The sequence below is a fragment of the Pseudomonas sp. MNR3A genome (genome assembly GCF_009650575.1).
GTDB classification, from domain to species: Bacteria; Pseudomonadota; Gammaproteobacteria; order Pseudomonadales; family Pseudomonadaceae; genus Aquipseudomonas; species Aquipseudomonas machongensis.
On sequence record NZ_VZZS01000003.1, the window covers coordinates 145,663 to 168,689 of the forward strand.

The following is a 23,027-nucleotide window of genomic DNA, read 5'->3' on the forward strand; positions in this document are numbered from 1 at the left end:
AGAACCCTCACTGGCCCGGGCTGACTTCCACGCAAACCCGCCCGGCCCGCCGCCACGCCTGCCGTGCAAAGCACACGAACAACCCTGCCATCACCGCCAGCGCCATGGGCAACCCATGCGGCGCGACGTCCATTGCAGCACCGCTGACCAGCGGCCCGACCAGGCTACCTACACCCCACAACAAGCCGACACTCGCATTGGCCGTCACCAGGTCCTTGCCCTTGAAGCGCTGCCCGATCAGCACCAGCGCCAAGGTATAGATCCCTCCGGCCACCGCCCCCAGCACCACCAGCAACGGCCACAGCAGCCAGGTCATCTGCAGCAGCCACGGCAGGGCAATACCGATCGCCATCGCCACCAGCCCACACACCAGGTGCAGCCCGGTGCGCTCCACCCGGTCCGCCAGCCAACCCAGCGGCAGCTGGAACAGCATGTCGCCAGCGAACACCACCGTCACCATCAGCGCGGCCACGCCTATTGCAAAACCATGGCTGGTGGCATACACCGGCAACAACGACAGCACCACGGCGTCGAAGAACGAGAAGAACAGCACCGCCACGCACAGGGCTGGGGCAACACGGAAGAAGCCGCCCAGGGTGAAGCTCTTGTCGTCTTCCTCGCCATGCTCGACATGATCGTTCGGCACCGTGAACAGGATGCATAGCAACGCCAAGCCATAGCAGGCGGTGACCACCCCCGTCACCCAGGGGCTGTTGGCACCGACCAGCGCCAGCATCGCCGGGCCCAGCACCTGGAAGCCTGTGAAACTGGTGGCGTACAGGGCCATGATCTTGCCGCGGTTGTGCTCCGGGCACAGCTCGTTGACCCACGACTCGCCCAGGATGATCGCGATGCCCATGCCGACCCCTAGTGCCAGGCGCAGCAGCGCCAGCAGCCAGATCGACGCGAACGACCACTCCAGCAGGCCGATGCTCAGGGCACAGAGACTGAAGCACAACAGGTAGATGGTGCGCCGGGTGAGGAGCCGGCAGCAGGCGTCGACCATGAACGCCGAAAGCATCATGCCCGCAGCGGGAATGGCCGAGACGATGCCGATTTCCAGGGTGCCAGCCCCCGCCTCGTGCAGACGCAACGACACCAGCGGCAGGCTGGCCCCCAGGCTGAAGCCCACCACCGACACGGCGAACAGAAGGCCCGCCAGCAAACGCATGTTCATGTACCACTCCAGACAACTGAAAAAGACGTGCAAACGCAGGCGCCCACGGCCACGCCGAGGCGGCGCAGCAGACAGGGGCGCAGATCAGTTCAGTGCGTGGTGTGTGGCGAGAAGGTGAAGGCGAACAGGACGCTGCGCCGGCGCTTGAGCACCGTGTCGCTCGGCCACGCGCGACGCGCTGTCGGGGGGACAGGCAGGCATGTGTGGCTGAGGGAGGGTGAGCGGCGCATTGCTTGAATCGCAGGGAAAAATGAAGGAGGCGGCACTCTAGGCCAGGGCTGATCGTTCAGTCAACTGGGCGGCCCCTTTCGCGGACGAACCCGCGAAAGGGGCGCAACACGCGCCCTGGTGTCTCAACGCTTGCCGGTGGAAGGCAGGAACACCGCCAGCAAACCGAACAGCGGCAGGAACGAACACAGCCCGTATACGTACTCGATCCCGCGCAGGTCCGCCAGATAGCCCAGCAGCGCCGCGCCGATGCCACCGAAGCCGAACATCAGCCCGAAGAAAATGCCCGCGATCATGCCGACGTTCCCCGGCACCAGCTCCTGGGCATATACCACGATCGCCGAGAACGCCGAGGCGAGGATGAAGCCGATCACCAGGCTCAGCACCGTGGTCCAGAACAGATCGGCGTAGGGCAGCGCCAAGGTGAACGGTGCCACGCCCAGGATCGAGAACCAGATCACTGCCTTGCGCCCGATGCGGTCACCGATAGGCCCACCGAAGAAGGTGCCCGCCGCCACCGCGCCGAGGAACAGGAACAGGTGCAGTTGCGAGCTGGCCACCGACAGGTCGAACTTCTCGATCAGGTAGAACGTGAAGTAGCTGGTGAAGCTGGCCATGTAGAAGTACTTGGAGAACACCAGCAGCCCCAGCACGATCAGCGCGGCGAGCACACGCTGGCGCGACAGGCCATGGGTGGCGGCACCGGCCTTGCGCGCCTTGAACTGGTTGAGGTGATCCTTGTACCAGCGGCGCAGCAGCAAGGTCACTCCAAAGAAGAACAACGCCGCCAGGCCGAACCAGGCGACGTGGGTCTGACCGAACGGGATGACGATCGCCGCCGCCAGCAGCGGGCCGAAGGCCGAGCCGGCGTTGCCCCCCACCTGGAAGGTCGACTGCGCCAGGCCGAAGCGTCCGCCGGAGGCCAGGCGGGCGATGCGCGAGGTTTCCGGGTGGAAGGTCGAAGAGCCGATCCCCACCAGCGCCGAGGCCAGCAGGATCATCGGGAAGCTGCCGACGAACGCCAGCATGACGATACCCACCAAGGTACACAGCGTGCCCAGCGGCAGCAGGTTCGGCGTCGGCCGCTTGTCGGTATAGAAACCGACCCATGGCTGCAGCAGCGAGGCGGTGACCTGGAAAGTCAGGGTGATCAGGCCGATCTGGGCGAAGCTCAGGTCGTAGTTGGCCTTGAGCATCGGATAGATCGCCGGCAACACCGACTGGATCAGGTCGTTGATCAGGTGTGCAAGTGCGCAGAAGGTGATGATCCGCATCACCAGCGGGCTGCTGCCGGAAGTCGGCGTTGCGCTGCTGGTCGCGGAGCTGGACGAGGTACTGCTGATGGCCATGGGCTCGACATCCGTGCTCAGGTTGGGATCCGATTATTAGAAACATCTCGATACGAAGCCACCCTTAATTTGTTTTTTCTGTGCTGGATGTTGGCTTTGGTCCAGGAGTGCTCGTCGAAAGTTTTTTAGTGCCTGTGAGATCGAGCGCCGCCCCCGCGGCGCTTCGCGGGTAAACCCGCTCCTACAGTTTGTTTCGGGCCAGTTATGCCTGTGCCGCAGGCGCGCGACCGCCTGGTGTGTACGACTCGGTACCGCGCCGTGCGCCAAGGGGACGCGCGAAAATGCCATAGGATTCATTGGCCCGAAACAAATGTAGGAGCGGGCTTGCCCGCGAAGCGCCGCGCGGGCGGCGCTCGATCTCACAGGCACTAAAAAACTTTCGGCAAGCACCTGTCAGCCCTCACGTAATCACATGCGAACACCTTGGAAAACACGCCTGTAAAAGCGCAAAGCCGCTCAAACCACAACACCACCCATCGCTCACACACTTGCAAATGGTTCTCACTATATTTAGCATCCTCAACCAATTCCCCCGTAGATACAGGGCCAAACCGCCCTTCTCGCGAGCAGACCGATCCCATGAACCCGATGCCCGCCGTGCAGTTCGATCACGATCCCCAACGCGAAGCACTGGAATGGTTCGCCCGCCTGCGCCAGCCGGGCGGTGATGAGCGGCAGCGCAAGGCCTTCGCCCTGTGGTGCCAGGATCCGGACAATGCCCGCGCTTTTGCGGCGCTGGAAAGCCGCTGGCAACAATTGCAGAGCCCGCCTGCGCGGCTGCGGCCACGGGAGGTGGCGGTACGTCGCAGTCACTGGGGCAAGGCGCTGGGGGCGTTGTTCCTTTTGCTGCTGGCCGCGCTCGTCTATCTCTACTGGCCATTGATGCAGCGCCTGGGCAGCGAATTGCACACCGCTGCGGGCGAGCGCCGTAGCCTGCGCCTGGCGGACGGTTCGACCCTGCATCTGGACAGCGCCAGCGCCATGAACGTCGACCTGCGCAGCCGCACCCGCCAACTGCAGTTGGTGCAGGGCCAGGTGTACCTTGAAGTGATGCTTGATGGGCGCGCGCTGGAAGTGCACGTGGACGATGCACGGATCCAGGTGTTCGGCACCCGCCTGATGATCGCTCGCCACAGCGACTACGACGAACTGGTGGTGCTCAGCGGCAAGGCCATGGTCAGCCAGGGCGGCGACCAGCGCATGGTGTCGGCGGGCGAGCGGGTCAGGTTCAACCCGGTGCGTATCGACGCGGTGGAAAAGGCCGACCTCAAGACGGCCGATGCCTGGCGTAGCGGTCAGCTGGCCGCCCGGGACATGCCCTTGCAGCAGGTGCTGGAACGGCTTGCCAGCTACCAAGGGCAGCGGGTGTGGCTGATGGGCGAGCAAACCGCTTATCGGCGCATCAGCGGTGATTTCAACCTCGACCGCGCAGGCGAAACCCTCGACAGCCTCGCCGCCGCCCAACAACTGCGGGTCAACAACCTGCTCGGGCAGTGGCTGATCGTCCGCTGAAGCGGGCCTTCCGGCTAAGTTTTTGAAAGCGTGCAGATTTTTTTTGAAATGAGTGTTGACAGAGGGTCATCACAAGAGAATAATGCGCGCCATTGGCTACATAGCTCAGTTGGTTAGAGCATAGCATTCATAATGCTGGGGTCCGGGGTTCAAGTCCCTGTGTAGCCACCAAATACGAAAAGGGCTTACCGCAAGGTAAGCCCTTTTTCTTTGCCCTCGAGAATCCCCTTCAGCGTATTCCCGCCATGGCGACGGCCACCCCCAGGCCAATCAATGCCACTCCGATCACCCGATCCACCACGACCTGTCGTTCGATCATCGCCTTGCGCAGCCCGGCGCTGGAGAAAAACACCGCCACTAGGCTGAACCACGCCCAATGGGCCAACGACATGAAGGCACCATAGGCCAGATTTATCGCCAGTCCGCTGCCCGGCTTTACCACCTGCGTGTAGGCGCTGATCACGAACAGCATGGTCTTGGGGTTCAGTGCGTTGGTGAGAAACCCCGTGCGCAGGGCCGCGAATGTGCCCGCCGCACTGACCGGCTCCTGGCTGTCGAGACGGATGCGTTGGGTATTGGTCAGCGACCGGTATCCCAGATAGACCAGATACCCCGCCCCCAGCGTTTTCATCAGCACGAACAGCGTCGGGCTGCGGCTGATGAGCACAGCGATGCCGAACAATGTGTACAGCACGTGCACCTGAACCCCCAGGGCGATCCCCAAAGCTGCCGCCAGCCCAGCTCGACGCCCTTGTGCATAACTGCTGCGGGTGACCATGGCGAAGTCCGCGCCGGGGCTGATGACAGCCAGGAGGGTGAACAGGGCAATGGCGATCAGTTCGGTCATGCGAGAAGCCTCGATAGGTGACGTCAGAACACAGGAATCACGATTATCGAAGGCGCTGATGCGGGAAAAAATCGATTTTGCCGCTACTCTATCTGCTAGTTTTCATCACCTAGCTTTTGTCGCGCATGGCGTCTTCCCACTACTGCAGCCCAGAACAGACAGCGAACGCCCCATGAAACTCCCCCACCTCACCGCCCTGCGCTACTTCGACAGCGCTGCGCGCAGCGAAAGCTTCGTGCGCGCCGCCGAGCAACTGCACGTCACCCATGGCGCGGTCAGCCGCCAGGTCCGTCTGCTCGAAGAGGGCCTGGGGATCGAACTGTTCGAGCGCCGCAACCGCGCAGTCTTCCTCACCGCGGCCGGGCGAACCCTCTTCGACACCACCCAAACGATTTTCGAACAGCTCGCCAGCACGGTGCAGCGCCTGCAGGAACACGCACAGGACAACGTCCTGGTGCTGTCGTGCGAGCCCACCCTCGCCATGCGCTGGCTGATCCCGCGCCTGCCGGACTTCCATGCCCACCAGCCGGACCTGCAACTGCACCTGGTGGCCGCGGGCGGCCCGGTCGACTTCACCCGCGGCGGTATCGACCTGGCTTTGCGCCGAGACGACTTCCGCTGGGATCGCCAACTGCACAGCCTGATGATCTGCGAGGAATGGATCGGCCCTGTCGCCCGCGCGGGCGCGCCCGCCACGCTCGACGGCCAGCGCCTGCTGCACAGCCACACCCGCACCACAGCGTGGAACACCTGGCTGAGCCTGAGCGGCCACAGCGCCACCGGCACAGAACGCAGCGACTACGAGCATTTCTATCTGTCGATCCAGGCCGCCAGTGCCGGGCTGGGCATGGCCATCGCCTCGGCGCTGATGGTTGGCGATGAACTACGCAGCGGCCAGTTGCAGGCGCCCTACGGGTTTCTGCGCGACGGCTCGGCCTATCATCTGCTCAGCCCCCAGCCCCTGGACGATGACAGCAAGCGCCAGCGCTTCGCCGAATGGGTCTTGCACCAGTGCCAGGGCAGCCTCGATCACCTGGGCCTGGCACAGAACGACGACCCCGCACTGCCGTCGCCACCCCAGGTGCGATAGCCCGCGGTATCGAGATGGATCCGGCCTGACGGATAGCGCCCCAGCCCCATGTTCCAAGCCTGTCCCTGCTGCTGCCAAAAGGTGCACAGCGGATTGGGATCGGCCCAGTCGGGCAGCAACAGGTCGACAGCGAAGGCGCGGGTATGGGCGCTGCCCACTGCGCCCCCGGCACAGGCGTTGAGCTTGGGCTCGCGGTAGGCGGACACCACCTCGAACTGGCGCAGGATGCCCTGCTGCTCGAGGGTGCGGATCAGTGCCAGGGTCGAGCGCACGGCCGGCCATTGCGCGCTCGGCGCCACGGCGAACGGCGAGGCGCGGCACAGACGCCAGTCCGATGCCGAACGCAGCAACTGATGGATCGGCACCACCCCGTACAGCCGCGCATCCACCAGCATCTGGCGAAACGCGCGGGTCTCGTGGTTCCCCGCCCAATGCGCGAACATCCGCACATCACGCTCATCGGCGCAGACCCCTGTCATCGCCAGAAGCGACGTCGCCAACAGCCATGTTCCGACGCTTTTCATCCCCCACCTCTTCATCCAGTATGAGCAGCCCGCCGACCCTGGCGGCCACTGACAAGGAGTTAAGCATGCAAAAGATGGCTGTATCGGGCCTGGCCGCCCTCGCCTTCAGCGGCCTGGCACTGGCGGATGCACAGATCGACCTGGGCGATGCGCAACGGGTCACCCGCTTGTTCGCCTTCCCCAACAACTGCCACGTGATCTGCTTTCGCGACTGGACGCTGGAGCAGACCGTCGAGCACTACCTGACCCAGAGCGTACGCCGCGACGGCTATGCCGACGCCCAGGTGCAGGTGCGTCGCGACAACGACAGGCTGCATGCCCATATCAGCGCCGTTCCAGCCAGCTATGCCGAGCCGTTGCGCAAGCTACTCGACAGCGGCGAACTGGCCTACCAGGGCGCTACCCGTCTGAACAACGATGGCAAGTGGGCCTACGACTGGTACCTGTTCCTGCCACTGGGCATGGCCCTGGAAAATCGCCGCAGCATCGAGCTGCTGCACTTCCCGCCGGATTATTCGCTGACCCAGGCCCAGGACTACCTGCGCTCCAACACCACCGATCGCTGGGCGCAGCTGCTGACCTTCAACGGTGTCGAGGCCAGCCAGACCCCGGCCTACCAGACCATCGTCGACATCGCCCCGATCGCTGCGCCCGCCAGCGCCGGCAAGGACCTGGAAGGCACCTACAGCTACTTCGCCGACTATCAGACGCGCATGGTCAAGGAGATGACCCTGCGCCACGACGCCAAGCCCCTGCCGATGGTGGCTTTCGGCGCACCGGTGCGCAGCTGGATCCAGCAGCAGTACGGGCCGAAGGTCAATGTGCTGGGGCTGGTCAGCATCAGCCCGGAAGCGGGCACCCAAGTGCCGGTGCTGGGCTCCAACCACCCGAGCGCGATCTGGTATGCGGCCGACAAGAACAACACCGGCGGGGATCAGGACAAGGCGGACGCCGCAGGCCTGAAGATGATGGGCCAGGACCTGACCGCCGCCTGCTGGCAGGCCGGCATGGGCCGCAACCCGCAGGCGGACGCCAAGCTGACACTGGAGGCCTGCTCGGCCAAGTGGCAGGTGACCCAGAAAAAACAGACCTGCGAACTGTTCTACCGCACCATCCGCGACATGACCCCGGAGCAGGCGGCGGCCAAGTGCAACACCGGCACCGTGACCCGCAGCCTGAGGGATCTGCGCAAACCCGTGGAGATCACAGCGCCGCAGGGCTGACAGGGGCCATCTAGACTCTAAAGGCCCCGATCAGCCGCTTCAGCTCCACTACCTGGCTCGACAGCGCGCGGCTGGCGTCCTCCGTCTGGCAGGCGCCCTGCGTGGTGTCCTGCGCCGCGCGGTTGATCGCCACGATGTTCTGGTCGATGTCATGGGCCACGGCCGTCTGCTGCTCGACGGCCGCGGCGATCTGCTGGTTCTGCTCGACGATACCGCCCACCGCGCCCAGGATATTGGCCAGCGCCTGCTGCACCTGCCGCGCTTCATCCACGGTACCCGCCGCCATCTGGTGGCTGCTGCCCATGGCTCGCACGGCAGCACCAACCCCTTCCTGCAGGCGCTGGATCATCTGCGCGATCTCCTCGGTGGAGTCCTGGGTGCGGCGTGCAAGGGTACGTACTTCATCGGCAACCACGGCAAAGCCCCTACCCTGCTCGCCCGCACGCGCCGCCTCGATGGCTGCGTTCAGTGCCAGCAGGTTGGTCTGCTCGGCAATACTGCGGATCACTTCCAGCACCCGGCCGATGGCCTGGCTGTCGCCGACCAGCTGGTTGACCGCAACCACCGTCTGGTCGATCTCGCCGGCCAGGCGAGCAATGCTGTCCTGCTGGTGCGCCACCAGGCTGCGCCCGTTGGCACTCTCGCGGTTGACCTGCTGCGCGCCATCGGCGGCCAGCGCCGCGCTGCGGGCCACCTCTAGGGCGGTGGCGCTCATCTGGTTCATCGCCGTGGCCACCTGCTCGATCTGTTCGCGCTGGCCACTCACGGCCTGGTTGCTGCGTGTCGACACCGAAAGCACCTGCTCGGCCTGCTCCTCGACGGTCGCCACGGTACGCCCCACCTGCTCGATCAGCACGCGGATGCGCCGCACGGTCTCATTGAAACCCTGGCCCAACTCGCCCAGCTCATCCTGGCTGCGCACCTCGAAGCTGACCGTCATGTCGCCACCGGCCACCCTGTCCATGGCCGCACCGAGGTTGCCGAGGGTACGCCGGGTCGACACATAGAAACCGCTGTAGAGGTAGAGGATCGACAGAAACACGATGGCCAGCGCCGCGACCAGCGCCAGCATGTGCAGGCGGTGCTCGCCCAGGCGTGCCTGCAACTGCTGCTGCAGGTGGGCGATCACTGCATCGTTGAGGCGGTAGGTTTCGCCCATCAGGGCACTGACCTGCTCGTAGAAGGCAGGCCAGGGCGCATCGAGGGTCTCGGCCACCACGACCTGGTCCTCGAACAGCGCCGCAGCCCGGCGCACCGTCGCCTGGCTGGCCTGGGCCTGCGCACCGAGGCTGGCCTTGGCCTGGGCATCGGCAGCCAGCGCATCCTCCACACGCAGGGCGTAGTCGGCCGACAGACGCTCCAGGCGTTGCAGCAAGTCTTCGAACCGCGCACTCCCCGCCGAATCGATGAAACCGCGCCCCAGGGCAACAGCGCCGATGGCCCGTCCTTCGCCGAGCATCTGGGTGACCTGGGCGGTGCTGGCACCGATCAGGTCGCTCAACTGGCGTACCGACGCCTGATTGTCCTGGCTCAAGCCCGCCTGGCTGGCCACCAGCTTGCCCAGCACCTGAGCCTGGGCCAGCAGCTTGTCGAACAGCGCGGTCTTGTTTTGCAGGGAGGTTTCGGCGCGAGCCTTGGCGAAGGCGTCGGCCAGCTCGACGCGCTTGGCTTCGAGTTGCGGATCCTGGCTCGCCAGGGCCTGGAGCTGGGCCTGGACCTTGTCCTCGAGGGCATCGATACGCGCTTCGACATCCCCGGCCTGGCCCGACTGGCCGAGCACGGCGTTGATCTGCAGAAGATTGCCCAGGCTTTCGAGGTCGCCACGCAGGGCCAGGCTGCCAGCCACAGGGCCAAGGCCGCTCAGCTCGACGCCTGTGACATGGAACTGGCGATAGGCATCGCGAACCAGATAGAAGCTGGTGACCAGCATGGGCAGGAAGAACAGGACGCTGATCAGGCTGAACTTCATGCCGAAGCTCAGCCGGTTCATCAACGCGATGGCCGGATGGAGCAGGCGCTTCATGGGTCACCTCCTTGGATTTTTATTGTTCTGCGGGGTAGCACAAGGCCATAACTGGCCGAGGCTCTGTATAGCGCAGAATCAATCCAAGGTTTGTAACTTAAGGTTAAGCGGCTTCGGCGTTCAGTTCACAGCAGCACCGTCCACAGCGCAAACACCGCGTACCACAGCACCGCGCTGCGCAGCAGCAGTTCCCACAGGCTGTCCAGGCGCGCCAGCGCACTCTGCGCCTCTTCTTCCTCGGGAATGTCATCGGCCACCCGCCCGACACGGGCGATCAACTGCCCCGCGCTGATGTGCCAGTTGAGCACCTCGTGCAGCATCACCCGGGCCACCGAAACGAAGTTGCCGACCAGCGCGAAGCTCAATGCCAACACCCGCACCGGCAACCAGTCCATGGCATGGCGCAGCTGCGCCGCGCGCTCCTTGAGCGCTGGTTGAAGGCTGTTTGCTGCACTCAGCGCCAGCAAGCGATACCCCAGTGCTGCGGCCGGGCCGAGCAGGAAATACCAGAAGATCACGGCAAAGAAGCTCTGGTACGCCTGCCACACCAGGTTGCCCTGCACCCGCGCCAGCAGGTCACGCGGATCGTCTGCAGCCAGGCCCAGATCGCGCTCGGCCACATGCAGCGCCGCCTGTTCATCACCCCGACGCCAGGCGTCGCGGAACGGACCGAGCGCCGCCTTGGCATCTCCGCGCCCAAGGCTGTAGATCAGCACCAGCAGGTGCACTGGCAGCGCCAGCAAGCCGTAGGCCACCGGCTGCAACACATGCAGCAGCAACGCCAGCACCAGCACCGGTGCCAGCACCAGGATCGCCAGGCTCCACCAGGGGTGCACCTTGCCGCTGCGCTCCAGACGCACCAGCTCACCGAGGAAGAACCCGTCACGCTGCAAGCGATGGCGCAGGGACGAGAACTGCTCGACCCACAACACCAGTACCAACACCAGGAAACTCATGCCTTGTCCTCGTTCAGCGCGGCGCGGTAGCGGGGCCAGTCGAAAGCTGGCCCGGGATCGGTCTTGCGTCCCGGCGCGATATCGTCGTGACCCTTGATGCGTTCGGGGCCGATCGCAGGCCAGAGGCTGCGGATCTGCCGCGTCAGCTGTTGCAGGGCCGTGTACTGGGCATCGGTGTAGGGCATATCGTCGGTGCCTTCGAGCTCGATGCCGATGGAAAAATCGTTGCATCCCTCACGCCCGTCGAAGCACGACACCCCGGCATGCCAGGCGCGGTCGAGCAACGACACGAACTGGGTGACCGCACCATCGCGCTCGACGAACAGGTGCGCCGACACGGTCAGGTGCTGGATGCTTTCGAAGTAGGGATGCTCTGCCGGGTCAAGCCGGTTCTGGAAGAACTGCTGAACCTTGCCCGTACCGAAACAGGCTGGCGGCAGGCTGATGTTGTGGATCACCAGCAGGGAAATCGCCTCGCCTTCGGGGCGGGCGTTGAAGTTCGGCGAGGGGCAGTGGGTGACACCGGAGAACCAGCCAGTGGCGCGGTCCAATTGCATGGGCAGATCCTGAAAAACGCCGGATACGAGGCTTCAGTATGCCCCGCCGACAGCGCGCTTGCATGTAAATGATTGTGGGTACCTCAACGTGCCTGGGCAATGCGCAGGCTGTCGAGCACCGCATCGAGGGCGCGCTCGAACAGCAGCCCGTCGTCCAGCACCCGTGCCTCGCCACGATGCAGGGCAAGGGCCAGGCCAATGCTGTTCCACTCGCGCACCTTCATGCCGGTGCGGTTGGCGAAGACCAGCCGATCACTGCTGTCGATACGCGCCACCAGCTTGCAGCGCAGCGGCTCGTCATCGTCGCTGAGCTCGATCCAGGTGCCCAGGCGCAGGCGCTGAACCTGGCGCAATTGCGGGCTGTGCTCGTCCAGGACCGGCGCCCGGCCACCTGCCGACTCCTCGGCGACGGCCAGGACGATATCCGTCTCCACCCGCACATCGTCAGCCTCGTCCTGCCATTGGCCGGGCTCGGCACAGGCGCGCAAGTGCAGACGCTCCAGTTGCAGGAAGAATTCGCGCAGCGCAGCCGAATCCAGTGCCACACCCGCCAGCCCATCACGCAAAGCCTTGAGCAGCCCCGGCACCTGTTCGAGCAGGGCCTGGCGCGCTTGCGGCCCCGGGTGCGGGGCGATGCTGTCCAGCAGCGCGTCCATGGTCGCCAGGCCATCGATCCAGGCCGCGGACGCCTCGCCCTGCTTGAGCCAGGCGAGCAGCAGCACCTGGCTCCAGGAGTCCACCAGCATCTGCACCACCACCCGCGGCAATACGCGCCCGCGCAGGCGTTGGTTGAGCGCGTGCTGGACCTGCTGGCGTGCCTGCAGCGTCCGCGCCCGCCCCTCTTCGGCATCGCGGGTGCGCTGCTCCAGCAGCTCGTTGCGCCGACGCTCTTCGGTGCTGAAAAGCAGGAACTCCTCGAGCACCTCGGCGAACAGCCGAGCATCGTCGGTGAAATCGCTGAGCAGCCGCAGGACGATACGCTCAACCCGCGCCTGCAACCCTTCACCCGCTCCTTCCCAACCGATGGCCATGGCAGCGATCTCGTTGAGCAGGCGGCGCGCTGGATGACTGGCACGGCTGAACAGGCTCTTGTCGAGCAAGGCGACCTTGAGCAGTGGGATGTGCAAGCGTCCAAGCAGGGCGCGCAGGGGCGGGGGCAGGTTATCGTCGTGCTGGATGTGGTCGAACAGCAGGTCGACCAGGTTGATCATGTCTTCGTCGGCAGTGGCCAGGCGGCGGCGCGTGCCACTGCGAACGCTGACCCGCAGCAACAGTTGTTCGAGCTGCTGGCCGAGGTCGAAATCGTCGGCCTCGAACGGCCCGGGCACGTAATGCTGCAGGTGAGTGAGCAAGCGCAACAGGTCGGCGCTACCGATCGGCTGCGCCGCCGAGACACTCTGCAAGCGCGGCGCCAGCCTGCCGCGTACCGGTGCCAGCAAGCCTTCCAGAGAGGCGAAATACGCCTGGCCAGCGCTGTCCGCACCAATGTCTTCACCCGCGATCAACGAGGCAGGGGTGCGTCGTGCGGCCAGACCACGATCCTCGGCACGCCGACGCGGAGCGGGGGCAAGTTCGCCCAGCACGCCCGCCGCGGCCAGCAACTGGTTGGCCTCGCCATAGAGCAGGTCGACGTCGCGCAGCACATAACGCTCGAACAGCTTGAGCAGGACCAGCTTGACCTTGAGGTCTACCCCCAGGCTGCGTCCGGCGTCCAGAAAGTAGCCACACAGGCACGCAGGCCCCAGCGGATTGCACCGCACATCCAGGGGGATTTCGAGCAGGGCGGAAAAGCGCTGGCCGAGTTGCTCGAGGGCAAAGACGTCGCGCGCCAGCACGCGCTCGACCATGGCACCGACCGCCAGGGTTCGCTCGCGCTGGGCCTTGCCGACGGGCAGGTCGATAGTGCCCAGCGACCCTAGCGGGTCGGCCTGGCCGATGCGGCTGAAGGTTTCATGAAAGATATCGAGAAAGGCACGTTCAATGCTCTTGCGCTTGAGACGCAAGTCGCGCATGGCTTCGAAATAGAGATGTTGCTGATCGCCCGCACAAGCCTTGTCGGCCATTTCGAAGAGCGTGTCGTCAGCGTTGTCGAACAGGGCACGCAGCCCTTGGCGCAAGTGCAGTGCCGCTTTGTCACGTACTTGCAGGAGCACGACGGGAAGGCAAGGCAAGGGCGTGCGCACCCCTCTGTCGATGGCGGCCACCAAGGGCCCCATCTTGCCTTCTTCATGCATCCCGAACTCCTTGCAGGGTATTGGTCGACTGGCGAGGAAACATCGTCAAAGCTATGACGCCAAATACAAGGCGCCATTATCAGTGAAAAAGATGACAGCTGCCAACACGCCATTTACAAGACGCGACCAGACGCACACTTCCCGCCTGCAGGGTCGAAGGCTGTAAACCGCGCCCCCCTGCCCTATAATCGCCGGCATCTAGCTTGTGGAGCCGACCATGCCGAACCTACGTCTCGCCGATCTCACCGCCGAAATCGAATCCAACGTGCGCCGCGCACTGCTGGAAGACGTCGGCAGCGGCGACATCACCGCCCAGCTGATTCCGGCCGAGCGCCTGGCCAAGGCCACCATCATCACCCGCGAAGACTGCGTGATCGCCGGCACCGCCTGGGTCGATGCCGTGTTCCGCCAGCTCGACCCGCGGGTGGCCGTGCACTGGCAGGTGGCCGATGGCGAACGCGCCACCGCCAACCAGGTGCTGTTCCACCTCGAAGGCCCGGCCCGTTCGCTGCTCACCGGCGAGCGCTCGGCATTGAACTTCCTGCAGATGCTGTCGGGCGTGGCCACCCGCGCACGCTTTCTTGCCGACCTGGTCGAGGGCACCCAGGTGCGCTTGCTCGATACCCGCAAGACCCTGCCGGGCCTGCGCCTTGCGCAGAAGTACGCGGTCACCTGCGGCGGCTGCCACAATCACCGCATCGGCCTGTATGACGCCTTCCTGATCAAAGAGAACCACATCGCTGCCAGCGGCGGCGTGGCCGAAGCCGTCGCCGCCGCGCACCGCATCGCGCCGGGCAAGCCGGTGGAAATCGAAGTGGAAAGTCTGGACGAACTGGGCCAGGCTCTGGCGGCTGGTGCAGATATCGTCATGCTCGACGAACTGACCCTGGACGAGATGCGCGAAGCGGTGCACATCACCGCAGGCAAGGCCAAGCTCGAAGCCAGCGGCGGGGTCAACGAAACCACCCTGCGGGTCATCGCCGAAACCGGTGTGGACTACATCTCCATCGGCGCGATGACCAAGGATGTGAAGGCCGTCGACCTGTCGATGCGCCTGAGCCTCTGATCCCGCTGCCCGTCAGCCGACCAGCCCGAGGCTGACCAGGCTGCGGGCGGTCGCGACGATCGCCTCCTCACGTGAGCGCGGTGACCAGCCAAGCAGGCGTCGCGCCTTCTCGCTGGTGCAGTTCATGTTCACGTCCAGCAACGGCGCCATCGACTTCATGTTCGGGTTGCTGCGCGCAGCCAGGCGCACCAACCAGTTGGGCAGCTCACGGGTCGAGACCTTGCTGGCCACCTCGCCCATGTGATGGCGCAGCACCTTGGCGACATCGGTCATCCACATGCTTTCACCGGCAATCGCCAGGAAGCGCTCGCCCTTGGCTGCAGAGTGGGTCATCGCCAGCAGATGCAGGTCGGCAAGGTCGCGCACATCGACGAAGCCCGAGTTGATCCGTGGGCAACCGGCCTGCCCCTGGAGCAGGCTGACGATGATGCGGATGGAGTGGGAATAATCGGCCCCCAAAGCAGGCCCGAGCACCGCCACCGGGTTGATCGCCGACAGCTCAAGATCACCGCCTTCACGTTCGATGAAGTCCCAGGCGGCACGCTCGGACAGGGTTTTCGATTTCTGGTAGGGCGCGACATTGCCACTCAGGTCGCTCCAGTCGGTTTCATCGAAGGGGCGTCGATATTCGGGGCTGTGCCCAACGCCCACCGCACCAAAGGCGGAGGTCAGCACCACACGCTTGACCCGGGCATCACGCGCCGCACGCAGTACCCGCAGGTTGCCGTCAACGGCTGGCCTGACCCAGTCCTCTTCGCGCTGCTGATCGCCCGAAGGGGTGGGTGAGGCGCCGTGCAGCACATAGCAGCAACCCTCGCACGCCTGGGCCCAGTCGGCATCGTCGGCCAGGTCGGCGACGACGAACTGCAAGCGTTCGCCCGCCTCGACACCGCCAACCTTCAGATAGTCGCGCACCTCGTTTTCACGGGTGGCCGAACGGATCGTGGTGCGCACCCGGTAGCCCTCGTTCAGCAGGGCGATGATGCAATGCTGGGCGATAAAGCCGGTGCCGCCGGTGACCAGAACCCAGGGTTCGCTCATGTTGCCTTCCTCTCTCGATTGGTCGCGCCAAGCGCGAATACAGGAAAGGTTAAGGCGCACACTGCGTACTGTTAATGCTTGAACGTGCGCATTAGTTGCGCGAGAGTACGGCGATGAACATCGACCCTTTCTCCGAGATTCTGCGCCTCACCAACGCCACTTCACTGACCACCGGCGGCTTCAGCGCGGGCGGGCATTGGGCGCTGCGCTTTCCGCCGCCCGACAAGATCAAGTTCTTCGCCGTGGTCAAGGGCAGTTGCTGGGTACAGATCGATGGCGAACCCCAGGCCGTGCAGTTCAATACCGGGGACGTCGGCCTGCTGACTGCCAAGCGCGGCTTCGTCCTGGCCAGCGACCTGGATACCGAACCTGTCGATGCGATGAGCGTGTTCAGCGCCTCCGGGCAGTCGCCGGTGGTGCTCGGCGACGGCAACGATTTCACCCATATTGGTGGGCATGTGCTGCTTGATCCCGGCAGCGGACGCCTGCTGGCCGATGTCCTGCCGGGGTGGATTCACGTACCGGCAGCGTCCAAGCAGGCGAGCAACTTTCGCTGGTTGCTCGATCAACTGGTCGCCGAGCGCAGCACCGGGCAACCGGGCGCACAGCTCGCTTCGGCGCAGTTGTCACAGCTGCTGTTCATCCAGATCCTGCGGGCTCACCTGCAGACCGCCGCGCCCATGCCGGCCAGTTGGTTGCGCGCACTCGGCGCACCACGCCTGGCCCCGGCATTGCGCCTGATGCATGGCGATCCGGCGCGGGCCTGGCATCTCGACGAACTGGCCCAAGCCTGCGCCATGTCGCGCACCACCTTTGCCCTGCATTTCAGGACGGTGGCGGGCGTGGCGCCGCTGACCTACCTCACCGAATGGCGCATGCGCCTGGCCGAGCGCGCCCTGCGTGAAGAGAGCACGACACTGGCAGTGCTGGCAGGCTCGCTGGGCTATGGTTCGGAAAGCGCCTTCAGCAATGCCTTCAAGCGCGTGACCGGGCTCTCGCCGACGGCGTTTCGCAGTGCAGCGCCGGCACGCTGAAACGAAAGAACCGGCCAAAGGGCCGGTTCTTTCGTGATCAGGCAGCGACTCAGAACGAGGCGTTGGCCAAGCCGTCCAGGTAGCGCTCGACGTCCAGTGCTGCCATGCAGCCGGCACCGGCCGAGGTGATCGCCTGGCGGTAGACGTGGTCGGCCACGTCACCGGCAGCGAACACACCTTCGACGTTGGTGGCGGTGGCATTGCCTTCACGGCCGCCGTTGACCACCAGGTAGCCGTCTTTCAAGGTCAGCTGGCCTTCGAACAGCGAGGTGTTCGGGGTGTGACCGATGGCGATGAACACGCCGTCGACCTTGATCTCGTCGCTGCTGCCATCGTTGTTCTTCAGGCGCGCACCGGTCACGCCCATGTTGTCACCGAGCACTTCGTCCAGGGTGGCGTTGAGCTTGAGCTCGATCTTGCCTTCGGCGACACGGGCATTGAGCTTGTCGATCAGGATCTTCTCGGCGCGGAAGGTATCGCGACGGTGCACCAGGGTCACCTTGCTGGCGATGTTGGCCAGGTACAGCGCCTCTTCCACGGCGGTGTTGCCACCACCGACCACGGCAACCGGCTTGTTGCGGTAGAAGAAGCCGTCGCAGGTGGCGCAGGCCGACACGCCCTTGCCCATGAACGCTTCTTCCGACGGCAGGCCCAGGTAACGGGCGCTGGCACCGGTGGCGACGATCAGCGCATCGCAGGTGTAGGTGCCGCTGTCGCCGGTCAGGGTGAACGGCTTGCTGGCCAGGTCGACGGCATTGATGTGGTCGAAGACGATCTCGGTCTCGAAGCGCTCGGCGTGTTCCTGCATGCGCTGCATCAGTGCCGGGCCGGTCAGGCCATGGGGGTCGCCCGGCCAGTTGTCGACTTCGGTCGTGGTGGTCAGCTGGCCACCAGCCTGCAGGCCGGTGATCAGCAGCGGCTTGAGGTTGGCACGGGCAGCGTAGACCGCGGCGCTGTAACCGGCAGGGCCGGAACCGAGGATGATGACCCGGGAATGACGAACTTCGGACATGTCGTGCTCCTGTCGAGCCGGCCACATGAGGCCGACATCGGTGTGCCGGCGACGCCGGCTGGAAAATAAAAAGGACCTGCGCAGCACTTGGGGAAGGCTACAACGCACAGGTCCGAAAACCTGGGGGCCACCTCCCACTGAGGGCTCGCGGCGTTTCACGGCGTTCAGAAATTGAACGCACTGTAGCGAGGTGGCAAAGATTAAGGAAATATCCTTCGACAATCCACCTTATAGACAGGCTCTATCCAGGGACGAAACCGATCTGTGATTGTCCCTATGCTTTGTTACAGCCGGTGTCGCGCCTTTCGTCGGCGCCGCAAACTCGGTAAGGTCAGCCCGTTTTCCTTTTGTGGAGCATCCCGATGCAAGCCCCCGTCCTGTCCGGCCCCCAGTACCTGCGCGAGGGCCTGAAGCTGGTCCTGAGCCCGAACCTGCGGTTGTTCGTGCTGTTGCCGCTGGCAGTCAACGTGCTGCTGTTTGGCGGTCTGATCTATTTCGCCGGCCACCAGTTCAGCCTGTGGGTCGATGCGCTGATGCCGACCCTGCCCAGCTGGCTGAGTTTTCTCACCTACATTCTGTGGCCACTGTTCGTCGCCCTGGTGGTGCTGATGGTGTTCTTCACCTTCACCCTGTTCGCCAACATCATCGCCGCGCCGTTCAACGGTTTTCTCGCTGAGAAGGTCGAGGTGGTGGTGCGCGGTGAAGACACCTTCCCGGCGTTCAGCTGGGGCGAACTGGCGGCGATGGTACCGCGCACCTTCAGCCGCGAGATGCGCAAGCTCGGCTACTTCCTGCCACGCGCCATCGGCTTGTTCATCCTGTCGTTCATTCCGGTGGTGAACGTGGTGGCTGCGCCGCTGTGGCTGGTCTTCGGCATCTGGATGATGGCTATCCAGTACATCGACTACCCGGCCGACAACAACAAGATGAGCTGGCAGGACATGCTCGCCTGGCTGCGCAGCAAGCGCTGGCAGTCGATGGGCTTTGGCGGGATCACCTACCTGGCGCTGCTGATCCCGGGGGTGAACGTGCTGATGATGCCGGCGGCGGTGGCGGGGGCTACGTTGTTCTGGGTGCGGGAGCGCAACTGAGACATCCGGGCTCTTGTGCCGAAACTGAGACCCCGTTGGATGGCCCCGGCCATGCCGGTGATCGCGGGACCAGCCCGCTCCCACAGGAATTGGGCTGGCCTTGGATTTTGAACAAGACAGTTGCTTGTAGGGTAAGACCTGAAGGGAAAGGGCAGCGCAAGGCACCGCCCGTCAGTCAGTGACTCAACTGGCTGGAGAATTGCCCCACCGCATTGACCACCTTCTTCGCCCCGTCCTGGATCTCGACGATCACGCTGCCGGTTTCCCCGGCCAGCGTCAGGCCCTGCTCGGCCTGGCGCTTGCTGGTGTCGATGATGTCCACCGCCGCCTGGGCCAGTTGCTCGTTCTGCTGCACCACCCGGGCAATCTCCTCGGTAGCACTGCTGGTACGCGAGGCGAGCTGGCGCACTTCGTCGGCAACCACTGCGAAGCCCCTGCCCTGCTCGCCCGCCCGGGCGGCTTCGATCGCGGCATTGAGCGCCAGCAGGTTGGTCTGCCCGGCAATGTCGCTGATGGTCTTGATGATCGAGCCGATCACCTTGGATTGCTTGTCCAGCGCCTGGATGCCCTCGGCCGCCTCCTGCATCGAACTTTCCAGGCCACGCATCACCTCGACCGTCTGGGTGACCACGTCGGTGGCCTTGCGGGCGCTGGCGTCGGTGTCCTGCGAGGTGCTGTAGGCGATATCGGCGGCCTGGGCCACGGCGATTTCCTGATTGACCTGGTCAGTGATCACAGTGGCGAACTTCACCACTTTGTAGAGCACGTCATGGGCATCGATGATCGGGTTGTACGAAGCCTCCAGCCAGACGACTCGGCCATGTGAATCAATGCGCTTGAAGCGCTCGGCCACGTATTCTCCGCGGCGCAACTTCTCCCAGAACTGCTGGTAACCTGCCGAGCTGGTTTCCTCAGGGTCGCAGAACATGCGGTGATGCTTGCCGCGCACCTGCTCCAGGCTGTAGCCCATGGTGTGCAGGAAGCGGTCGTTGGCGGTCAGCACCTGCCCGTCAAGGTTGAACTCGATCACGGCCGTGGAGCGCATCAGCGCCTTGATCAGGCTTTCATGCTCGCGGGAGGTCTCGATGGTGCGGGTCAGGTCGCTCGAGTGCAGGGTGAAGTACTTGATCCGCCCGTCGACACCTTTGACCGGTTGCAGGATCGAGCGCAGCCAGGCTTCTTCGCCATTGCCCCGCAGCAGGCGGAATGCGCCGTTGAGGTGCTCGCCACGGGCGATCGCAGCCTTCATGCGCAGGCAGAAATCCAGCTTCTTCACGTGCTCCGGGACGATCTCTTCGATGTTGCGGCCGATCAGACGATCGCTGCTGTAGAGCATTTCTTTTTCGAAATTGGCATTGGCGGACTCGATGCGCCCCTGGGGATCGAGTTGCAGCACGAGCATTTCGCTATCGAGGCTGTTCTTCACCTGCTCGATGGATTGCAGTTCCTCGCGCAATTGCTGGATTTCTTTTTTCAGTTTGCTGTTGAACATCACCGCTCTCCCGGAGCGCAATCCACCCGTCGAATGCTTCTGCATCGGCTGAGGACAGGTGGTTCTTGAGGACCCGACGAGGAAATATTCGAGTGACAGACAAACCTGGAAAACACACGTCACCAGGGGATCATTTTCATGTCACATAACGGCAACCAAGCAGGCGGAAACTTTTTGACATGAATACGCCGCCTCTACGCATCACCCTCGTCAGCGAAACCTTCCCGCCGGAGATCAATGGTGTGGCCAATACCCTTGGCCGCCTCAGTGAAGGCTTGCGCGTGCGCGGGCATCAAGTGGAAGTGGTGCGCCCACGCCAAGCCAGCGATGCACCGGGCAATAGCGACGACTCGCTGCTGCTCTGTCGCGGTTGGCCACTGCCCGGATATCCCGGCCTGCAGTGGGGTGAGGTATCGATGCACAAACTGTGGCGCCGCTGGCGTCGATTGCGCCCTGATGTGCTGTACATCGCCACCGAAGGCCCGCTCGGGCTCAGCGCCCTGCGCGCCGCACGGCGCCTGGGGATTGCCGTGGTCAGTGGTTTTCACACCAATTTCCCGCAGTATTCCGGCCAGTACGGCCTGGGTCTGCTGGCACGCCTGCTCACCCACTACCTGCGCTGGTTCCACCGCCGCACCGCGACCACCCTGGTCCCCAGCGCCAGCCAGCGCCTGGAGCTGGAGCGACGTGGTTTCGAACGCCTGGCACTGATGGCGCGTGGCGTCGATGCGCAACTGTTCAACCCGGCACGGCGCAGCCAGGCGCTGCGTGAGCAGTGGGGCCTTGGCCCGGATGACATCGCGGTGCTGCACGTCGGACGCCTGGCGGCGGAGAAGAACCTCGCGCTGCTGCTGCCTTGCATGCAGGCGCTGCAAAAGACTTATCCACAGCGGCGCCTGCGCCTGGTCGTGGTCGGCGACGGGCCACTGCGTACCCAGATGCAGCAGCAGTTCCCCGATGCGATGTTCTGTGGCGTGCAACGCGGCGAAGCCCTGGCCGAACATTACGCCTGTGGCGACCTGTTCCTGTTCCCCAGCCTCACCGAAACCTTCGGCAACGTGGTGCTCGAAGCACTGGCCTCGGGCCTTGCGGTAGTGGCGTACGACGAGGCCGCCGCCGCCCAGCATATTCGCCACGGACACAGCGGCGCGCTAGCCATGCCGGGGGATCAGCCAGCGTTCATCGACGCCGCATGCTGGCTGCTCGAGGACGCCGAGACCCTGCGCAGGGTGCGTCTCAATGCCCGCCAGCACGCCAGCCGCCAGGGCTGGCAAGCGATCGTCGAAGAGTTCGAGGCGCACTTGTACAGCGCCTGTCGGCAGACCGCCGCCCAGAGTAAGCGCGCGGCCACGCCGCTGACGATCAAGTCAGGCTCGACAGCGCCTCGCGGCTGAACGGCAGAATCTCTTCCTCACGCCCCTCGCGGACTTTCTGCGCCCACTGGGCATCCACCAGCAACGCACGACCGACCGCCACCAGGTCGAACTCATCATCGCCCAGGCGCTGCAGCAGGCCCTCCAGGCTGGCCGGCTTGGCCACCTTGTCGGTGTCGACCATGAACTGCAGGAACTCGCCATCCAGACCAACGCTGCCAACGGTGATGGTCGGCTTGCCGGTGAGCTTGCGGGTCCAACCGGCCAGGTTCAGCGGCGAGCCGTCGAACTCCGGCTCCCAGAAACGGCGGGTGGAGCAGTGGAAGATATCCACACCGGCGTCGGCCAGCGGCTGCAGGAAGGCTGCCAATGCCTCGGGCGTTTCGACCAGGCGCGCGCTGTAGTCCTGCTGCTTCCATTGGGAGAAGCGGAAGATGATCGGGAAATCCGGCCCCACCGCAGCACGCACGGCCTGGACCAGCTCGATGGCGAAGCGCGAGCGTTGCGCCAGATCGCCGCCGTATTCGTCATTGCGCTGGTTGCTGGTGGCCCAGAAGAACTGGTCGATCAGGTAGCCATGCGCGCCGTGGATCTCGACGCCATCCATACCGATGGCCTTGGCATCGCGGGCAGCTTGTGCAAAGGCGGCGATGACCTCGCGGATGTCGTCTTGGGTCATTTCATGGACCACCACCTGGCCATCCTTGCTTTTACCGCTCGGACCGTAGCCCGGCACGCTGGCGTCCGGCTCGGTACCCAGGCGGCGAACGCTGCCCACATGCCACAGCTGCGGAACGATGCGCCCGCCTTCGGCGTGTACGGCCTCGACCACCTTTTTCCAGCCAGCCAAGGCATCTTCGCCATGGAAGCGCGGCACATTCGGATAACCGTTGGCAGCCTTGTGATCGACCGTGGTGCCCTCGGTGATGACCAGGCCCACGCCAGCCGCAGCGCGGCGGCGGTAGTACTCGATGACGCCCTTGTGCGGTACGCCGCCAGGGCAGAAGGTGCGGGTCATCGGCGCCATGACCACACGGGTCGGCAACTCGAGGGTGCCCAGGGTGAAGGGCTGAAACAGTGGGTTGCTGGACATGCGGCGCTCCCGATGAGGTAAGGAAATGCGCCTGAGCTTAGAGCCAGCCGAATGGCGGGCACAGCATTATTGATTTGAGTGATTGAACAGGATATGGCGCAGCTT

The 23,027-nt window shown here is 64.4% G+C and carries 19 protein-coding genes, 1 tRNA gene and 2 pseudogenes; 8 read left to right on the forward strand and 14 right to left on the reverse strand.

Annotated elements, in window-relative coordinates; all coding sequences use genetic code 11:
* Nucleotides 1-7: 7 nt before the first annotated feature.
* Together F6X62_RS02505 and F6X62_RS02510 are read right to left on the reverse strand one after the other, a co-directional pair.
* On the reverse strand, nt 8-1,177 hold the full coding sequence (locus tag F6X62_RS02505) for an MFS transporter (protein WP_153772601.1): 1,170 nt from the start codon (nt 1,175-1,177) through the stop codon (nt 8-10).
* Between the two features lie 353 nt (nt 1,178-1,530).
* A complete protein-coding gene (locus F6X62_RS02510) occupies nt 1,531-2,754 on the reverse strand; it encodes an MFS transporter (protein WP_065864907.1) in 1,224 nt (407 codons plus the stop codon).
* Nucleotides 2,755-3,333: 579 nt separating this feature from the next.
* Between F6X62_RS02510 and F6X62_RS02515 the strand changes: the two genes are divergently transcribed.
* Together F6X62_RS02515 and F6X62_RS02520 are read left to right on the forward strand one after the other, a co-directional pair.
* On the forward strand, nt 3,334-4,266 hold the full coding sequence (locus tag F6X62_RS02515) for a FecR domain-containing protein (RefSeq protein ID WP_153772602.1): 933 nt from the start codon (nt 3,334-3,336) through the stop codon (nt 4,264-4,266).
* 94 nt (nt 4,267-4,360) lie between these two features.
* Nucleotides 4,361-4,437, forward strand: a tRNA-Met gene (locus F6X62_RS02520).
* A 58-nt stretch (nt 4,438-4,495) separates the two neighbouring features.
* Here the strand turns inward: F6X62_RS02520 and F6X62_RS02525 are convergent.
* Nucleotides 4,496-5,113: a LysE family translocator gene (locus F6X62_RS02525; protein WP_153772603.1), complete on the reverse strand. Its 618-nt coding sequence runs from the start codon at nt 5,111-5,113 to the stop codon at nt 4,496-4,498.
* Between the two features lie 172 nt (nt 5,114-5,285).
* On the opposite strand from F6X62_RS02525, the gene F6X62_RS02530 reads away from it, so the two are divergent.
* The gene (locus F6X62_RS02530; protein ID WP_153772604.1) at nt 5,286-6,203 is read left to right on the forward strand and encodes a LysR substrate-binding domain-containing protein; all 918 of its coding nucleotides are present in this window, start codon (nt 5,286-5,288) and stop codon (nt 6,201-6,203) included.
* Here F6X62_RS02530 and F6X62_RS02535 read toward each other — a convergent pair.
* Nucleotides 6,143-6,727 carry a D-Ala-D-Ala carboxypeptidase family metallohydrolase gene (locus F6X62_RS02535; protein ID WP_178117513.1) on the reverse strand — a complete coding sequence of 195 codons (585 nt, stop codon included), beginning with the start codon at nt 6,725-6,727 and terminating at the stop codon, nt 6,143-6,145. The two genes, F6X62_RS02530 and F6X62_RS02535, sit on opposite strands and share 61 nt — an antisense overlap.
* Before the next feature lie 65 nt (nt 6,728-6,792).
* On the opposite strand from F6X62_RS02535, the gene F6X62_RS02540 reads away from it, so the two are divergent.
* Entirely contained in the window at nt 6,793-7,950 is a 1,158-nt protein-coding gene (locus F6X62_RS02540; RefSeq protein WP_153772605.1) for a hypothetical protein, read from the forward strand.
* Nucleotides 7,951-7,960: 10 nt separating this feature from the next.
* On the opposite strand, the gene F6X62_RS25560 is transcribed toward F6X62_RS02540, so the two are convergent.
* From F6X62_RS25560 to F6X62_RS02560, 5 genes and pseudogenes are all read right to left on the reverse strand, one after another.
* Nucleotides 7,961-8,674: a methyl-accepting chemotaxis protein gene (locus F6X62_RS25560; RefSeq protein ID WP_371105624.1), complete on the reverse strand. Its 714-nt coding sequence runs from the start codon at nt 8,672-8,674 to the stop codon at nt 7,961-7,963.
* 144 nt (nt 8,675-8,818) lie between these two features.
* A pseudogene (locus F6X62_RS25565) lies at nt 8,819-9,973 on the reverse strand (HAMP domain-containing protein); the annotation flags it as partial.
* A 125-nt stretch (nt 9,974-10,098) separates the two neighbouring features.
* The gene (ampE, locus tag F6X62_RS02550; RefSeq protein ID WP_153772607.1) at nt 10,099-10,929 is read right to left on the reverse strand and encodes a regulatory signaling modulator protein AmpE; all 831 of its coding nucleotides are present in this window, start codon (nt 10,927-10,929) and stop codon (nt 10,099-10,101) included.
* Nucleotides 10,926-11,486 (reverse strand): 1,6-anhydro-N-acetylmuramyl-L-alanine amidase AmpD, encoded by a 561-nt coding sequence (gene ampD / locus F6X62_RS02555; RefSeq protein WP_054895216.1) that lies wholly within the window; start codon nt 11,484-11,486, stop codon nt 10,926-10,928. Before ampD ends, ampE begins: the two co-directional genes overlap by 4 nt.
* Nucleotides 11,487-11,569: 83 nt before the next feature.
* Nucleotides 11,570-13,720, reverse strand: coding sequence for a DUF1631 domain-containing protein (locus tag F6X62_RS02560; RefSeq protein WP_153772608.1), 2,151 nt, complete (start codon nt 13,718-13,720; stop codon nt 11,570-11,572).
* Nucleotides 13,721-13,937: 217 nt separating this feature from the next.
* On the opposite strand from F6X62_RS02560, the gene nadC reads away from it, so the two are divergent.
* A complete protein-coding gene (gene nadC / locus F6X62_RS02565; RefSeq protein ID WP_153772609.1) occupies nt 13,938-14,786 on the forward strand; it encodes a carboxylating nicotinate-nucleotide diphosphorylase in 849 nt (282 codons plus the stop codon).
* Between the two features lie 12 nt (nt 14,787-14,798).
* On the opposite strand, the gene F6X62_RS02570 is transcribed toward nadC, so the two are convergent.
* Nucleotides 14,799-15,827: an aldehyde reductase gene (locus tag F6X62_RS02570; protein WP_153772610.1), complete on the reverse strand. Its 1,029-nt coding sequence runs from the start codon at nt 15,825-15,827 to the stop codon at nt 14,799-14,801.
* A 113-nt stretch (nt 15,828-15,940) separates the two neighbouring features.
* On the opposite strand from F6X62_RS02570, the gene F6X62_RS02575 reads away from it, so the two are divergent.
* Entirely contained in the window at nt 15,941-16,861 is a 921-nt protein-coding gene (locus F6X62_RS02575; RefSeq protein ID WP_153772611.1) for an AraC family transcriptional regulator, read from the forward strand.
* A 49-nt stretch (nt 16,862-16,910) separates the two neighbouring features.
* On the opposite strand, the gene trxB is transcribed toward F6X62_RS02575, so the two are convergent.
* Complete coding sequence (gene trxB / locus F6X62_RS02580) at nt 16,911-17,873, reverse strand: thioredoxin-disulfide reductase (RefSeq protein WP_054895213.1); 963 nt, start codon at nt 17,871-17,873, stop codon at nt 16,911-16,913.
* A gap of 362 nt (nt 17,874-18,235) precedes the next feature.
* Here trxB and cysZ point away from each other — a divergent pair, with 362 nt between their 5' ends.
* Nucleotides 18,236-18,964 carry a sulfate transporter CysZ gene (gene cysZ, locus F6X62_RS02585; RefSeq protein ID WP_153772612.1) on the forward strand — a complete coding sequence of 243 codons (729 nt, stop codon included), beginning with the start codon at nt 18,236-18,238 and terminating at the stop codon, nt 18,962-18,964.
* A gap of 175 nt (nt 18,965-19,139) precedes the next feature.
* Here cysZ and F6X62_RS25570 read toward each other — a convergent pair whose 3' ends face one another.
* Together F6X62_RS25570 and F6X62_RS25575 are read right to left on the reverse strand one after the other, a co-directional pair.
* The gene (locus tag F6X62_RS25570; protein WP_253781990.1) at nt 19,140-19,730 is read right to left on the reverse strand and encodes a methyl-accepting chemotaxis protein; all 591 of its coding nucleotides are present in this window, start codon (nt 19,728-19,730) and stop codon (nt 19,140-19,142) included.
* 3 nt (nt 19,731-19,733) lie between these two features.
* Nucleotides 19,734-20,501 (reverse strand): annotated as a pseudogene (locus F6X62_RS25575) (PAS domain-containing protein); the annotation flags it as partial.
* A gap of 134 nt (nt 20,502-20,635) precedes the next feature.
* Here F6X62_RS25575 and F6X62_RS02595 point away from each other — a divergent pair.
* A complete protein-coding gene (locus F6X62_RS02595) occupies nt 20,636-21,850 on the forward strand; it encodes a glycosyltransferase family 1 protein (protein ID WP_153772613.1) in 1,215 nt (404 codons plus the stop codon).
* Here the strand turns inward: F6X62_RS02595 and F6X62_RS02600 are convergent.
* Nucleotides 21,819-22,922 carry an NADH:flavin oxidoreductase gene (locus F6X62_RS02600; RefSeq protein ID WP_153772614.1) on the reverse strand — a complete coding sequence of 368 codons (1,104 nt, stop codon included), beginning with the start codon at nt 22,920-22,922 and terminating at the stop codon, nt 21,819-21,821. The two genes, F6X62_RS02595 and F6X62_RS02600, sit on opposite strands and share 32 nt — an antisense overlap.
* Nucleotides 22,923-23,027: the final 105 nt, after the last annotated feature.